The organism is Synergistota bacterium (assembly GCA_025060595.1).
GTDB lineage: Bacteria > Synergistota > GBS-1 > GBS-1 > GBS-1 > 42-11.
Genome location: JANXBX010000002.1, coordinates 147977 through 163021 on the forward strand (window position 1 = coordinate 147977; position 15045 = coordinate 163021).

Consider the following 15045-nt stretch of genomic DNA (forward strand, 5'->3'; position numbering starts at 1 on the left):
TAAAGCTCCCCTCCTAAAATTCTAAGCAGAAAAAACTAAAGGAGGGGATAAGCATGAGTTCTTTAAGGAGGTTTAGGGCTATTCCTATATTGGCTTTAATCCTAGCTCTTCTAATCCTTCCCGCTTTCTCAATAGCGATGGCTCAGTCTCCAAAGTACGTCTTTCTCTTCATAGGCGACGGCGTTAGCATTCCCCAAGTTTCGGCCGCTCAGATGTATCTTGGCTCCCTAGAAAGCAAAACCCCAAATCCAAAGACCCTCAACTTCACGAAGTTCCCGGTCTTTGGCATGATGACAACCCATGCAGCCGATAGCTACATAACCGATTCAGCCTCAGCAATAACCGCAATGGCTGCAGGACATAAGACTAGCGATGGCGTTATCAACATGGATCCGGAAAAGAAGGTTAAGTATAAAACTATAGCTGAGTTTGCTAAAGACAAAGGCATGAAGATAGGGATAATTTCAAGCGTATCCATAGATCACGCCACACCTGCAGGGTTTTACGCAAGAAACCCAAGTAGAAACAACTATTATGAGATAGCTTTAGACTTAGCAAATAGCGGATTCGACTTCTTCGGAGGAGGAGGCTTTAGACAGCCTAAAGGCAAGGATGGAAAGCAAAGGGATATAAGAGAGATATTAAAAGAGAAGGGCTATAAGGTGGTAGAAAAGGCTGATGAAATAAGGGCCCTTAAATCCGAAGATGGTAAGGTTGTAGCTATTAATCCCGTGTTAGATAGAGAGGCCGCCTTACCCTATGCGATAAATAGAAAGAACGGAATGGATATTGGGGTTTCTTTAGCGGAGTTCACAAAGAAAGCTATAGAGATGCTTAATAATCCAAATGGATTTTTCATAATGGTTGAAGGCGGAAAAGTGGACTGGGCATGTCACGCTAACGATGCAGCTTCAGCGGTATACGATCTTTTAGACTTCGAAAGCGCCATAGCGGAGGCCTTGAAGTTTTACGAGAAGTATCCCAATGAAACCTTGATAATAGTCACCGGCGACCATGAATGCGGAGGCATGTCCATGGGATTCGCCGGAACGAGATACGAAACCTACTTAAAGATCCTTGAAAAGCAGAAGATATCTTACGATGAGTTCACAAAGCTTGTATCCAAATACAGAGAGCAAACTCCGAAGGATAAGGCCAAGCTTGAGGATCTCTTACCAGAAATAGAAAAGCTCTTCGGATTAAGGCTCTTAACCCCTGAGGAGAGAAAGGCTTTAGAGGAAAAGGCAAAATCTGGAGACATCAACGCCGCTATGGAGCTCCACTTAGCCCTAACGGAAGATGAAATAAATGAGCTAAGAAAAGCCTTCAGCATGAGCATGCTACCAAGGGAGGAAAGACCGAAAGATGAGATCACCTACAGGCTATATGGAGGATATGAGCCCTTGGCTGTGAAAGTTACTCACATACTTAACCAAAAAGCCGGAATAGGCTGGACAAGCTACTCTCACACCGCACTGCCCGTTCCCGTATACGCAATAGGTTTTGGTGCTGAAGAGTTTAAAGGCTACTACGACAACACGGATCTCTTCTACAAAATGTGCAAAGTTATGAAAATAGATATATCTAAGGGTAACATAATATCTATACTGCCAGTGAGATATGTAGAAGCCTTAGCCGCGTAATAATAAATATTTAAGAGGCGAGGAGGGAAAAGGCACCTTGATAATAAAATATTTGCGAGAGCTTTGGAAAATAGAGAATCCCCGTAAAGATATATCCTTGATAGTTATAACCCTACTGCTTTCCGCCACCCTCGCCCTCCTCCCCTCCCCCTATAAAAATCCCAATCTGAAGGACACAATTAGAGCGAAAGCGGAAATTATAGAGGTAGACAACTCTAACTTCCATCAGGTAGGCCTAGTTAAGATAGGAAGCCAAGGACTAAAGGTCAAGATACTTAACGGGCCATTTAAAGGAACGATTAGCCATGCTGTTAATCACTTCAAAGGAATAATGGAAATAGACAAGGTTTTTGAGGTTGGAGATACCGCCTTAGTGGTTATAAATCACGCTGGAGATAGGATAATACATATTAACACTGTAGATCACTACAGGTTGCCTTACATGCTAGCCTTATTCTTGATCTTCTGTGGGGTTCTCCTGCTTTTCGCTGGCTGGACAGGCCTTAAGGCTCTCGTCTCTTTCGCCTTCGTAGTCCTCCTTATATGGAAGGGACTGGTACCGATGCTCCTTCTAGGAGCTAACCCCATACCGGTATCCCTTGGGATTACGCTACTTGTAGCGATTTCAGCATGCCTTTCAGCAGGTGGAATATCTAAAAGGGGCTTTACAGCTTTATTAGGTTGTGCCTCAGGTATCGGACTAACATGCCTTTTAGCTTTAGCCTTCGGTATGAGGCTTAAGCTACATGGGTCCGTAATGCCCTTCACAGAAAGCCTTCTTTATGCAGGATTTACCCACCTTGATATAACCTCCATATTTTTAGCAAGCACCTTTATCGCCTCAAGCGGAGCAATAGTGGACGTAGCCATAGATATATCTGCCTCCCAGGACGAAATAGTGAGGGTACATCCCAATATACCCCAGAGGGAGCTGCTCTTTTCCGGACTTTCGGTCGGAAAATCCGTTATAGGAACCATGTCCAATACTCTACTTTTAGCCTACTCTGGAGGCTACATGGGATTGCTTTTAACCTTAAGCGCTCTCGGTATCCCCACAATAAACATAGTTAACCTAAGATACGTTTCGGCCGAGATTTTACACACCTTAGTTGGAAGCATAGGTATGACGATGGTTGCACCCCTTACCGCACTAATAGGTAGCTTTATATTTACCAAAAAATATACTATAATTTAACTTGAAGATATGTGGAAAAAAGGGTTATCTTTTTCTGCTCTAATACTTTATATGTCATTCATCTTCTTGCCTATACTTTTAATCTCTCTTGGGGCCTTCGGGCAGAAATGGTTTGGAACCCTTTTGCCTGAAGGGTTTACCCTAAGATGGTATAGAGAGCTTTTTACCCAAAGAATGTACTATGAGGCCCTAATGAGAAGCCTTATAGTTGCAGCCTTGGTTATAATTATAAACCTCGCAGTGAGCATCCCCGCCGCCTACTCCATCGTGGTCTCCGAAAATAGATTACTTAAAAGCCTATATAACTTCATAATACTTTTACCAATAGCTATACCCCCAGTAGTTTTAGGCTTAGGCTTCATAGAAGCTTACAACATCCCAGGGTTAAAGCTGATAGGAAGCCTAAAGGGCCTAATCTTAGCACAATGCATATATACTCTTCCCTTTACCTTAAAGCCGATCGTTGCTAACCTCGAGATGCTATCCTGGAAGACGATGGAGGAAGCAGCCTATTCGCTTGGTGCCAATGTGCTTTACATCATAAGAAAGCTTCTCATACCGAATCTCCTTCCCGGAATAATCGCTGGCTCCATAATGACCTTCGCCATGTCAATTGGGGAGTTCCAGTTAGCTGTAATCTTAACGAGCTCAAAAAGTCAAACTTATCCCGTAGTGTTATATCAGGCTTTCTACGTGAGCACAGGTTTAGCTTGCGCTGCAACTAGCCTACTCGTATGGATGAGCATATTTTCCCTTCTAGGAATAGTTTACATGAGCAAACTCATTAAGGCCACCCCAGAAAAAGCCTATATAGGAATGGGAGGTGGATAAAAGAGGGTTGGGAGGCTATATAGAGCTTAAGGGCGTCTCTAAAAGGTTTGGAAAAATAGTAGCGGTTGACAATTTAAGCCTATCTGTAGAGAAGGGAGAGCTTTTAACCTTGCTTGGCCCTTCAGGCTGCGGTAAGACCACCACCTTAAGACTAATAGCAGGCTTCCTGAAACCAGATTCAGGGGAGATATACATAGATGGAAAAAACGCCTTAAGCATGAAGATGAGAGATAGAAGAATCGGCATAGTATTTCAAAACTATGCCCTTTTCCCAAACTTAAGCGTTTTTGAAAACGTGGCCTTCGGTTTAAGGGCAAGAGGTGAAGAGGAAAGCAAGATAAAAGATAAGGTCTTTAAGCTGCTCGAGATGACCGGAATAGAGGACAAGGCCTACTCCTTTCCATCGGAGCTATCAGGAGGACAACAACAGAGGGTAGCGCTAGCAAGAGCCTTAGCTATACAGCCAAGCGTGCTCTTACTTGACGAGCCCCTTTCCGCACTCGATGCTAAAGTTAGAAATATGCTTCGCTTTGAGATAAAAAGGATTCAAAAGGAAAGCGGAGTAACAACGATATACGTAACTCACGATCAGGAAGAGGCCCTCTCCATATCAGATAGAATCGCAGTTATGAATCAGGGCAGGATAGAACAACTTGGAAGGGCAGATGAAATATACCTTAATCCTAAAACCAAGTTTGTGGCTGACTTCGTTGGAGTAAACAACTTTTTAGACATAGTGTCTAACGGTAACGGTGAGGCCTTTTGGGAGGGAGGAAAGCTAAGCTTTAAAACCCACATAGCCTTACCACCAAAGGAAAAGGTCCTTTTAGTGATAAGACCGGAAGACATAAATATATTCAGACTAAGCGAAATCAGCTCAGTCGAGGAGGTAAACCTATTTAAGGGGATCGTCTCCGGAAAGATATTCTTGGGACCGATAACGAGGATAGCGATCAAGGTGGGAGGGAAAACCATTCTTTCTGATACCCTGACATCGGAAAAGACCTTCTCTCTCAGGGAGGGAGAGGAAGTTTTAGTGAAAATAGATACATCGAAAGCAAAAATAATAAGATAAGGGAGGTAAGGAAAAATGAGAGTGAAGAGGATTTTAGCAGTTTGCGGTCTTCTAGTACTTCTCATAGGAGGCATTTCCATTGGCGCAGAGCTTAAAGATGAGCTTTACCCTGGAGAAAAACAGCTTTATGAGGCAGCCAAAAAAGAGGGAAGGCTATTCAGCTACGACACAGGACCAACTTGGGCAAACTGGCAGGGCCTGTTTGATGCCTTCAAGGAAAGGTACGGCATAGAGCTAGAGTGGAACGACTTAGGAAGCGCAGCAACCGTAGCAAGGCTTGAGAAAGAGAAAAACAATCCTCAGGCTGACACAGCTTACTACTTCATGCCCTTCGGACAATTAGCTAAGGAAAAGGGCTTAACCGAGGGATTTAAGCCTATTAACTTCGATAAGATTCCGGATGTATTGAAAGACCCAGAAGGACATTGGTTCTCTATACATAAGGGGACAGTTGTATTTGTAGTCAACAAAAAGCTCGTAAAGGATGTACCGAGGTCTTGGGCAGATCTCTTGGATCCCAAGTACAGCAAGTGCATAGTGTACCTTGATCCAAGAACTACGGGAATAGGATATGCGATAGTAATGGCCACAGCTTACGCTCATGGGGGAAGCATAGACAACTTAAAGCCTGGCATTCAGTACCTTGCTAAGCTTCAAAAGGCGGGAAACGTGAGAATGATAGAGAAGACGACCGAATATGACAAGTTTGTCAAGGGTGAGATACCCATATGGATCACCTACGACTGGAACGGCTATAGAGCCAAATACATCGGAGGATTAGGTGATGATGTAGAGATAGTTATACCTAAAGAGGGAACGATAACCGCTCCTTACGCTATAAGCCTAGTCAAGGGAGCTCCTCACCCGAACGCTGCCAAGCTTTGGCTTAACTTTATAATGTCTGAGGCAGGTCAAAGAATCTTCGCTAAGGGATTTACGAGACCTATACTCCCAGACATAGAGCTGCCTCCAGAGGTAAAGGATAAGTTTTTACCTAAGGAAGACTATGCAAGAGCTATAGATGTAGACTGGGTCAAAGCTCATAAGGTTCAGAAGGAAGCCGCTGATATGTGGGCAGCTGAGGTCTTAGGACAGTAATCTATGGGGGAAAGAAAATATCTTCTTCTTTTCCTTATACCCTTAATCGCTATAATCGTTCTTTTCCTGTTTATACCCCTTGCTTTCGTTTTAAGGGATAGCCTTCTGGTCGAAGGAAGGCTATCCCTTTCTAATTACTACGCCATATTCACAAAGAGGCTCTATATAAACTCCTTTAAAACGAGCTTAGCCCTCTCCTTAGCTACCACAGCCATAGGCACATCCCTAGGTATACCTTTATCTTATTTAATATATAAAAAGGGAAGCTTTGCAAGGGATATGCTTCTTTCACTTAACTCCATTCCCTTGGTTTTTAGCGGACTTGTGGTAGGCTTTTCCTTCATCGTTCTCCTAGGCGGAAGCGGATTTATAACCTTACTCTTTAAGATGCTATTTGGGATAAACCCTATAGAGTTCTCCGCCTTCTTATTCACATGGAAAGGATTGATGATCGCCTATCTATACTTCTTAATACCCAGGATGGTCTTAACGATGATAGCTGCCTGGTCAACCTTCAACTGGAACCTTTTGGATGCAGCCATAAGCTTAGGCGCATCTTACTCCTTCGCCTTTAGAAAGGTTATTCTTCCCCTAATAGCTCCATCAGTTATAGCAGGCTCTTCCCTCCTCTTTGCAGTAAGCATGGGAGCCTTTGGAACAGCCTTCGCCTTAACTGGAACTGGAGTCAACATAGTACCGCTACTTATCTATACTCACATATCTGAGGTAGGAATAGAGCTAGGCAGAGCAGATGCTTTAGCGGTCATTCTAACGCTTCTAACCACATCCATAATAGTTGTATACGAAAGGCTATTTATAAGGAGAATAAGGAGAACCTGAAAGAAGAGCCTCTATTATAGCTTTACAGAAGGCTGGTAGATCCTTCGGGGTACGAGAGGTTATTATGTTACCATCGACTACGGCCTCCGCATCCACAAACTCCGCTCCAGCGTTAACCACATCATCCTTAATAGCAAAGAAGGCGGTTGCTTTTCTCCCTCTAAGAAGGTTAGCAGAAGCAAGCATCCACGGACCGTGACATATAGCTGCGACCACTTTGCCCTTTTCACCGGCCTCCTTAACGAAATTCACAAGCTTGGGATCCCTTCTCATCCTATCAGGAGAATATCCACCGGGAATTATAACCGCATCAAAGTCATCAGCCTTAGCCTGATCACTCGTTATATCCGCCTCAGCGGGAACTCCATACTTTCCCTTATAGGTTCTCTTTTCAGGGCCAACTAATACTACTTCCGCTCCCTCTTCCTTCATCCTTAAAAGGGGATACCACAGCTCAAGGTCCTCAAACGTGTCCTCAACCAGAATAGCTATCCTTCTACCCTTTAACCTCTCCATATTTATCACCCCCTTGGTTTTAAATTATAATATAATCTGGAGGGTGATGAAAGTTGATAAAAGTAAAAATTAAATTTTTCGCAGGCCTTAAAGCCTTGACAAAAAAGAGCTCCATTGAGGTCACCTTAAGCGGGCCCGTAACACTAAGAGAGCTCTTAAGGGAAGCATCCTCTCAGGTAAACTTAGACCTCGAGGGAAAGCTAATTAAAGATGGGAAAATTAAAGACGGCTTCATGGTGCTAATAAACGGAAGAAATGCCATTTACTTAAACGGAGCTGAAACGATCGTAGAAAGCGGGGAAGTGGCAATATTCCCACCTGCTGGAGGTGGATAAATTGAACATATGGCTAAGGCATGAGAAGCTTGTTGAGATGGGAATCTTAAGAAGCGCCTCCTTACTCGTAGCTGGAGCAGGAGGTCTAGGATCTACGGTTTTAGAGCTCCTTGTAAGGCTTGGGATCGGAAAGATATACATAGTAGATAACGGGATCGTAGATAAACCAGATCTAAATAGACAGATACTTTACGACAGTAAAGATCTGGGGAAGAAAAAGGTTCAAGCAGCTATAGAAAAGCTATCTGAAATATCTAAAGAAACGGTTTTAGATGGAATATTTAAAGACATAAACAGCGATGATTTCACCCTACCTGAGGACATAATGGGAATAGTCGATTGCCTAGATAACTGGAAGAGCCGGTTTAAGCTTGAGAACTTAGCAAGAGAAAGGGAGCTATTTTTGGTCCATGGTGGCGTCAAAGAGATGTATGGGCAGATAACTACCCTAATGTATCCTGAAACCCCATCCTTAAGAGAGATATTCGGCGAAGTTAAAGAAGAAAGAAACCTACAGGTCTATCCACCGTTAGTTATAGCTTTAGCATCGCTTCAGGTATGGGAGACGGTCAACGCTCTCCTTGGAAGACCTCGCCTGCTCGGTAAGCTTCTTGTGCTAGATCTATGGGAGCCCTCGTTAGAGATAGTCGAGATATGTAAGAGGTAAGCTCAGGAAGGCTTATCGGATAGATGATAGATTCCCCTATATTCTTAACCAAGATGAAATTAACTTTGCCATTTTTAATCTTCTTATCCTGCACCAGCTTAGCATAGACCCTGTTTAAGTCTAAATCCTTTAGCTCAACCGGCATATCTATAGCCTTAAGGAGATTTAATACCCTATCTAATATCCCTCTTTCGGTAATACCTAAAAACTCCCCAAGCCTTAAGGCGAAGCTTTTACCTAAACTTACCGCCTCACCATGGCTCATATTATAAGCGCTTTCAATGGCGTGTCCCAGAGTATGCCCAAAGTTCAAGATCTGTCTTAAGGATCTATCGAATAAATCCCTTTCCGCTATCCTAAGCTTAAGCTCGACTGATGTTTTTATAAGCTTAAAAAGCGTCCTTAAGTCCCTCTTCTTAATTCTATCTATATTATCCTCTATGAATTCAAAGAGCTCCCTTGAAGCCACCAAGGCTATCTTTATAGCCTCTACCAATCCTTCGGAAAATCTCTTAGGGTCTTGAGAAAGGACGAAGGTTGGATCTATAAGGACAAGCTTAGGAACCTTAAAGGCCCCTATCACGTTTTTAATCTCCCCTAAGTTAATGGCGGTCTTGCCACCTATAGAGGCATCTACTTGTCCAAGCAAGGTAGTGGGAACGCTTAGGAACTCACACCCTCGCTTAAAGGTAGCTGTAGCAAAACCAACCGCATCGGTTAATGCCCCTCCCCCTAAGGCTACCACAGTATCCTTCCTCTCTATCTCCCAATCTATAAAGGTCTTATAAAGCCTCTCAATAAAGCTTAAATCTTTGGCTTCCTCCCCATCGGGAGCTATAAGAAGCTTACCCCCCTCTTTAATGAAGGGCCTATATATCCTATAGACGCTACTAGTGGTTAATACCGGAAAGCAGCCTATCTCTTCCCAACAGATCCTCTTTACGTGAACATCATGAAGGGAAGAGTAGATTACATCCTCCTCAAATACCCCTTTAAGGTTAAAGACCATTAATGCACAAGCTTCCTCAGGGGAAAGGTTATCCCCTTCTATGGTAAAGTGAGCCATCTCATAAAGCTCCTTTCTCGCCACATACAAACTCTCCAAACGCTCCCTTAAGTTTCCTCTTAAAAGCGGCCTATCCTCCGCTTCCCTCCTTAGCCTTCTTTCAAGCTCATCTATCGAGACCTTTATATAGAAAGATACGCTATCCTCAAGAATTGCCTTTCTATTTTCAGGATCGAGTATCGCTCCTCCCCCTAAGGATACAACTCCTCCCTTTCTTATCGAACGAAGAACAACCCTTTTCTCTATCTCCCTAAAAGCTTTCTCCCCAAGCCTATCAAATATCTCGGGAACGGACATTCCGGTTTCTCTCTCTATCTCCTTATCCGTATCCGTAAACGATAACCCCAAAGCATCCGCCAAAAGCTTTCCTACGGTGCTCTTCCCAGAACCGGATAATCCCACTATCGTGATAGTTCTTTTCTCCATGACTCTACCCTCTCCTTCACCTCTGAAATCCTATCTCCCCCAAATTTCTCCAAAATAAAGTTAAGTATAGTAAAGGAAACCATGGCCTCACCTACAACTGAGGCAGCAGGAACGACCACCACATCTGATCTAATATAAGGAAGGGGACACTCCTTTAAGGTTTCAAGATCTATAGAGCTATCTAACGCATGGGAAGTAGGTATGGGCTTAAGGTAAGCGATCAAGACTATATCTTCACCGTTCGAGACCCCTCCCTCTATTCCACCAGCACGGTTAGAGCTTCTTCTTATCACCCCATCTTTAACTACAAAGCGATCTTGAAACTCGCTACCTGATTTCCTAGAGCCACATATAGCCTCTCCTATCTCAACAGCCTTAACGGACGGAATAGAAAGAAGGGAAAAACCCAATGCTGCATCAAGCCTTCTATCCCACTGAACATAGCTACCAAGGCCAGGCGGGACGTTCTTAGCTATAACTATAAAGCTACCTCCCAGGCTATCCCCTTTAGACTTAGCCTCCTCTATTTCCTTCAACATCAGCTCCGTAGTCTCCTCATCAGGACAGTAAATAGGCGAGCTATCTCTTTTAAGGATCAAATTCTCTATCTCTAGGTAACTTTTATCCAGGGAAACCCTTCCTATACTCCTTGTGAAAGCGAAAACCTCCACCTTAAGCTCCCTTAAGGCAAGGGAGCATATGGCTCCAAGAAGGGTCCTTATGGCCGTTTCCCTTGCGCTTGCTCTTTCCGCAACCACATTTAGATCTTTAAGCCCATACTTTATATGCCCCACATAATCGGCGTGCCCTGGCCTTGGAACGGTCCTAAATCCTGGATTAGGATTATTCCCTCTATTTACAAGCTCAACTGATATAGGAGCTCCGGTCGTAAACCCCTCATGGATACCAGCAGATATAACAGGTTCATCAAGCTCCATCTCCATCCTTTTCCCCCTACCATATCCTCCCCTTCTCCTAGCCATAAAGGCCCTTAAGTAATCCATATCTATCCTCAAGCCCGCAGGCATACCATCGAGTATCCCTGATATCTTACTTCCGTGAGACTCACCAGCGGTAATCATCCTGAGCATCTTAAATCACCTCGTAAGGTCCTCTAAAATGTTGAAGAAGTTTGGGAAAGATATTTTAACCCAATTAGCCCCCATTATCTTTGATGGACCGTCGTCCTCAACACAAAGGGAGGCTATGCTTAATAGCATAGCTATCCTATGGTCACCATGAGAGTTAAGCCTAGTAGAGGATCTTAAGCTTGCCTTACCTTTAACTATGAATCCATCCTCAAGCTCTTCGATGTTAACGCCCATCTTCCTGAGCTCAGAGACAACAGAGGCAATCCTATCGCTCTCCTTAACTCTAAGCTCCTGAGCTCCCCTTACAACCGTTTCCCCTTCCGCGAAAGCCCCAAGAAGAGCAACTAACGGAATTTCATCTATCATCTGAGGAGTCTCATCAGGAGAAACTACCGTTCCTAAAAGCTTAGATGTAGAAACTCTCACCTTCCCAATAGGTTCAAAATCATCCCTTTCAACCTTTACCTCCACGTTAGCCCTCATCCTCTCAAGTACCCTTAAAAGGCCTATCCTCGTAGGATTCAAATTAACATCCTCAATTACTATATCCGCATCCCTGTGAATAACCCCAAGGGTTATGAAAAACGCAGCGGAGGAGAAATCCCCCGGAACCTCTATCTTTAAAGGATAAAGACTATCAACAGGATCGATCTCTATAAAGCCATCCCTTTCCCTTAAATCGACCCCCATGCTCCTTAACATCCTTTCAGTGTGGTCCCTGCTCTTTCTCGGCTCCTTATACCGGCTTCTACCAGAGGCAAAAAGGGAGGCTAAGATAAATGCGCTTTTCACCTGAGCGCTTGGAATGGGGGCCTCATAATCTATACCTTTAAGTTCACCACCATTCAACGTTATAGGAAGATAAGCTCCCCCTTCTCTTCCTAAAATGCTCACACCCATCTCTCTCAGGGGCTTAACCACTCTCATCATAGGTCTTCTGCTTAGGCTCTTATCCCCATAAAGGGTAAAAGTCCCTTTCCTTGAGGCCAAAAGCCCCATACCAATCCGAGCTGTAGTCCCGGAGTTACCACAATACAACGGCTTTGAAGGCTCTTTGAACGGACGAGGCTTGATCACAAGCCTTTTGAAATCACCTTCAAAATCAATACCGCAAGCCTTTAAAAGATTAAAAGTTCTTTTTACATCATCAGCCTCAAGGATGTTCCTTACTTCAGACTCACCTTTTGCCAAGGATGAAAAAAACAAAGCCCTGTGACTTATAGACTTATCGGGCGAGACCCTTACTACACCCCTAACTCTTTGAGCTCTTCCAAGTTCCATTTTATTCCCCCCAATACTAAACGTTTTTTCTCTACCTCACAGAGATTAGATATTCCTGATAAAACCAAGGCGAACTCCTCAAAGTTAAGGCTCTGATAACCATCGGATAGGGCCTCCTCCGGCTTAGGGTGAACCTCTATCATTATGGCATGAGCTCCGGCAGCAACAGCCGCCTTAGCCAATGGCGGAATAAGGTCTCTCCTTCCGGTTCCGTGACTTATATCCACACAGACTGGAAGATGAGCCATAGCCTTAACCACAGGAACCGCCGAGAGATCTAAAGTATTTCTTGTGGCTCTTTCAAAGGTCCTTATACCCCTTTCGCATAAGATTATCCTTTCGTTTCCATGACAAGCGATATACTCAGCTGCAAGCAACCATTCCTCTATGGTAGCCATAAAACCTCTCTTAAGAAGAACAGGCTTATCCACCTTACCAAGAGCCTTAAGGAGAGCATAGTTAAACATGTTTCTAGTCCCCACTTGAAGAACATCAGCATACTCATATACAAGGTCTATCATGGTTGTATCCATAACCTCCGTAACTACCTTCATACCATAGCTATCTGCAGCCTCCCTAAGCATCCTTAAGCCAAGCTCTTCAAGCCCTTGGAAGGAGTAAGGAGAGGTCCTAGGCTTGAAAGCCCCTCCTCTAAGCAACCTAATACCCAAACCCGCAAGCGCTCTCGCAGTCTCGTTTATCTGCTCCTCAGACTCAACGGAACAAGGTCCAGCTATAATGTTTAAGAAGTTTCCTCCTACCGGAATATCACCTATCCATATCAGAGTATCCTCCTTTCGAGCCTCCCTTGAAACAAGCCTTAACCCCAAATTAACCACCTCCCATGTGGGTATAAAAAAAAGGGCCTCCGGGTAAATACCGAATAGGGGTATTTACCCGGAGGCCCTTAACCCTCCGCGGGTAAACACCCCTATTCAAAGAAGAAGTAATAATACCCGAAGTCCCTTATTCTATCTGCCCATATATTCATGGCTATTTAGTTATAAATTATACCATCGAATCCGTATAATGCAATACTCCTTAAAAAAAATTTTTTATGTTATAATAAGCTTATGCCGCTCACAAAGATGTATCTTCTAAACTGTATAACCCATAAGAAATACTCAAGAAAGTTGCTCGCCAAGCTTTGCTCTATCGAGGCCATAGAACTATGCGATATTAAGAAGACCCCTCTCTACAAAAAGGGGTATTTAATAACAGCGAGAATAAACGAGAAAGAGGAAGAAGAACTAGCCTCGATAAAGAGAAGGCTTTTAAGGATATTTGAAAACCTTGACGCCCAACCTCCTCCATTAAGCGAGGAACCTCCTAATTTCGACGGAGAAGTGCTTTCCCCTGAAGAATCAAAACTCCTCGAAGAAATCGAATCCCAGGCAAATCGCATCGGGGTAACCAGAAAGGTGATTCTTAAAAGCAAAGAAAGAATAAAAACATACCTCTTTAAAGTTCAAAACCTATTCGGGCTAGATGTGAAAATAGAGGAGCTTAAGAACCTGAAGTATCTTTACTACACCTTTGGGATAGTACCCTCGGTTCAAATGCCTAGATTAACAAGAAGCCTAGAGAGCTTACCGCATGCCCTTATCCCAGTAAGCGGAGAGCACCTTTTCATATTTTGCTTAAGAAAGGATAAGGATAAGGTAGAAGACATATTAAAGAGCGTATTCTTTGAGAAGCTCGAGCTCCCCATTAAGTACCATGGAGAACCAGAGAGGGTTGCAAAGCTTATAGAGCTTGAAATGGAAAGGCTTAATATAGCCATGAGAAACTTAAACGCTAAGGCTAAAAGTTTCCTCCAGGAAAGGGAAGGTCTTTTAAACGCCCTATGGCAAAGAATCAATTGGAGATATTTATCCCTTCAAATTAAAAAGCTCTGCGGAAGCATGGGATCGCTAATAGCGCTATCAGGATGGGTACCTGAAGAGAGGGTAAAAGAGGTGGAAAGAGTCATAGATGAGGTATGTGAAAATAAGGTGGTATATGAGTGGGTAGATTCGAGCAAGTTGAGTGGAGAGCTCGTACCCCCAACGTTCTTTAAGAACAGTCCCTTACTTAAGCCCTTTGAGACCCTAGTTAGGCTATACGGTACTCCGGGACACAAAGATATAGATCCAACCCCATTTATCGCTTTAATCTATCCCTTCTTCTTTGGCTTTATGTTCGGAGATGTCGGTCAGGGAATAGTCTTATATATATTAAGTAGCATAGCAAAGATCAGGTTTCCCTCCTTAGCTAGCGTAGCTCACCTTGCAAAGTGGTGTTCCCTATCCTCCATAGCCTTCGGAATACTCTATGGACATTTCTTCGGGTTCTCCGACATAATTAAACCTATAATACTCTCTCCGATGCACGATATTCACTCTATGATAGTAAGCTCTATAGCCATAGGAATAGCTTTAATAAGCCTAGGTTATATAATCTCTATAGTAGCTTTGTATAAGGCTTACGGTTTCAGCAAAAAGCTCTTTTTAGATAAGCATGGAGTAGCAGGGCTATTGTTTTTCCTATCCTTTATTTCCATCTTCCTACTTTGGAGGAAGATAGGAGGCTTATCTATACTATTTCCTATACCCTTCGCCTTAATGATTTACCTAGGCTTAAGAAAGGAAAACCCTATGGAGGGGATTTTCTCCCCCATTATAATGCTCATAGAAAGCTTCAGCAATGTTATATCTTTCGTAAGACTTGGAGCTTTTGCTTTAAATCACTCCCTTCTATTTATGTCCTTCTTCATGATGGGAGAGATGCTTAAGGACTCCTTCTTAGGAAGCCTTGGGAGTATAATTATGGTGGTTTTAGGTAACATCCTAATCATAGCTCTTGAAGGCCTAATTGTGGGAATTCAGGCTCTCAGACTTAACCTTTATGAGTTCTTCTCCAAGTTCTTTAAGGGCGAGGGTAAGGAGTTTAAACCCCTAAGCCCAAAGAATTTAGGTTTCGATTAGAAAGGAGGTTAATCT

At 43.4% G+C, this 15045-nt stretch carries 14 protein-coding genes; 9 read left to right on the forward strand and 5 right to left on the reverse strand.

The window, feature by feature from the left end:
- Positions 1-53: 53 nt before the first annotated feature.
- Genes NZ900_02105 through NZ900_02130 form a run of 6 tightly spaced genes read left to right on the forward strand, consistent with a single transcriptional unit; the run spans position 54 to position 6682 of the window.
- Positions 54-1643, forward strand: coding sequence for an alkaline phosphatase (locus tag NZ900_02105; protein ID MCS7232887.1), 1590 nt, complete (start codon positions 54-56; stop codon positions 1641-1643).
- A 37-nt stretch (positions 1644-1680) separates the two neighbouring features.
- The gene (locus NZ900_02110; GenBank protein MCS7232888.1) at positions 1681-2838 is read left to right on the forward strand and encodes a YibE/F family protein; all 1158 of its coding nucleotides are present in this window, start codon (positions 1681-1683) and stop codon (positions 2836-2838) included.
- 9 nt (positions 2839-2847) lie between these two features.
- On the forward strand, positions 2848-3669 hold the full coding sequence (locus NZ900_02115; GenBank protein ID MCS7232889.1) for an ABC transporter permease subunit: 822 nt from the start codon (positions 2848-2850) through the stop codon (positions 3667-3669).
- 7 nt (positions 3670-3676) lie between these two features.
- Positions 3677-4744: an ABC transporter ATP-binding protein gene (locus NZ900_02120; protein ID MCS7232890.1), complete on the forward strand. Its 1068-nt coding sequence runs from the start codon at positions 3677-3679 to the stop codon at positions 4742-4744.
- Between the two features lie 15 nt (positions 4745-4759).
- Positions 4760-5842, forward strand: a complete 1083-nt coding sequence (locus tag NZ900_02125) for an extracellular solute-binding protein (GenBank protein MCS7232891.1) — start codon at positions 4760-4762, stop codon at positions 5840-5842.
- 3 nt (positions 5843-5845) lie between these two features.
- Positions 5846-6682, forward strand: a complete 837-nt coding sequence (locus NZ900_02130) for an ABC transporter permease subunit (GenBank protein MCS7232892.1) — start codon at positions 5846-5848, stop codon at positions 6680-6682.
- Here the strand turns inward: NZ900_02130 and NZ900_02135 are convergent.
- On the reverse strand, positions 6653-7198 hold the full coding sequence (locus tag NZ900_02135) for a type 1 glutamine amidotransferase (protein ID MCS7232893.1): 546 nt from the start codon (positions 7196-7198) through the stop codon (positions 6653-6655). The genes NZ900_02130 and NZ900_02135 overlap by 30 nt on opposite strands.
- A 53-nt stretch (positions 7199-7251) precedes the next feature.
- Between NZ900_02135 and NZ900_02140 the strand changes: the two genes are divergently transcribed.
- A complete protein-coding gene (locus NZ900_02140; protein ID MCS7232894.1) occupies positions 7252-7533 on the forward strand; it encodes a MoaD/ThiS family protein in 282 nt (93 codons plus the stop codon).
- Position 7534: 1 nt separating this feature from the next.
- Positions 7535-8200 (forward strand): ThiF family adenylyltransferase, encoded by a 666-nt coding sequence (locus tag NZ900_02145; GenBank protein MCS7232895.1) that lies wholly within the window; start codon positions 7535-7537, stop codon positions 8198-8200.
- On the opposite strand, the gene NZ900_02150 is transcribed toward NZ900_02145, so the two are convergent.
- From NZ900_02150 to NZ900_02165, 4 genes are read right to left on the reverse strand one after another with little or no spacing between them, the layout of a single operon-like run.
- Positions 8103-9692 (reverse strand): bifunctional shikimate kinase/3-dehydroquinate synthase, encoded by a 1590-nt coding sequence (locus NZ900_02150; protein ID MCS7232896.1) that lies wholly within the window; start codon positions 9690-9692, stop codon positions 8103-8105. The two genes, NZ900_02145 and NZ900_02150, sit on opposite strands and share 98 nt — an antisense overlap.
- Positions 9668-10783 carry a chorismate synthase gene (gene aroC / locus NZ900_02155; GenBank protein MCS7232897.1) on the reverse strand — a complete coding sequence of 372 codons (1116 nt, stop codon included), beginning with the start codon at positions 10781-10783 and terminating at the stop codon, positions 9668-9670. Before aroC ends, NZ900_02150 begins: the two co-directional genes overlap by 25 nt.
- Before the next feature lie 6 nt (positions 10784-10789).
- On the reverse strand, positions 10790-12064 hold the full coding sequence (aroA, locus tag NZ900_02160) for a 3-phosphoshikimate 1-carboxyvinyltransferase (protein ID MCS7232898.1): 1275 nt from the start codon (positions 12062-12064) through the stop codon (positions 10790-10792).
- Positions 12028-12942 carry a bifunctional 3-deoxy-7-phosphoheptulonate synthase/chorismate mutase gene (locus NZ900_02165; protein MCS7232899.1) on the reverse strand — a complete coding sequence of 305 codons (915 nt, stop codon included), beginning with the start codon at positions 12940-12942 and terminating at the stop codon, positions 12028-12030. The genes aroA and NZ900_02165 overlap by 37 nt, the downstream gene beginning before the upstream one ends.
- A 255-nt stretch (positions 12943-13197) precedes the next feature.
- On the opposite strand from NZ900_02165, the gene NZ900_02170 reads away from it, so the two are divergent.
- On the forward strand, positions 13198-15030 hold the full coding sequence (locus NZ900_02170; GenBank protein ID MCS7232900.1) for a hypothetical protein: 1833 nt from the start codon (positions 13198-13200) through the stop codon (positions 15028-15030).
- Positions 15031-15045: the final 15 nt, after the last annotated feature.

Excerpts from the sequence above, each read along its gene's own strand:
- NZ900_02105 (MCS7232887.1), top strand. The coding sequence starts at position 54 with ATGAGTTCTTTAAGGAGGTTTAGGGCTATTCCTATATTGGCTTTAATC.
- NZ900_02115 (MCS7232889.1), top strand. The coding sequence starts at position 2,848 with ATGTGGAAAAAAGGGTTATCTTTTTCTGCTCTAATACTTTATATGTCA.
- NZ900_02125 (MCS7232891.1), top strand. The coding sequence starts at position 4,760 with ATGAGAGTGAAGAGGATTTTAGCAGTTTGCGGTCTTCTAGTACTTCTC.
- NZ900_02130 (MCS7232892.1), top strand. The coding sequence starts at position 5,846 with ATGGGGGAAAGAAAATATCTTCTTCTTTTCCTTATACCCTTAATCGCT.
- NZ900_02135 (MCS7232893.1), bottom strand. The coding sequence starts at position 7,198 with ATGGAGAGGTTAAAGGGTAGAAGGATAGCTATTCTGGTTGAGGACACG.
- NZ900_02150 (MCS7232896.1), bottom strand. The coding sequence starts at position 9,692 with ATGGAGAAAAGAACTATCACGATAGTGGGATTATCCGGTTCTGGGAAG.
- aroC (MCS7232897.1), bottom strand. The coding sequence starts at position 10,783 with ATGCTCAGGATGATTACCGCTGGTGAGTCTCACGGAAGTAAGATATCA.
- aroA (MCS7232898.1), bottom strand. The coding sequence starts at position 12,064 with ATGGAACTTGGAAGAGCTCAAAGAGTTAGGGGTGTAGTAAGGGTCTCG.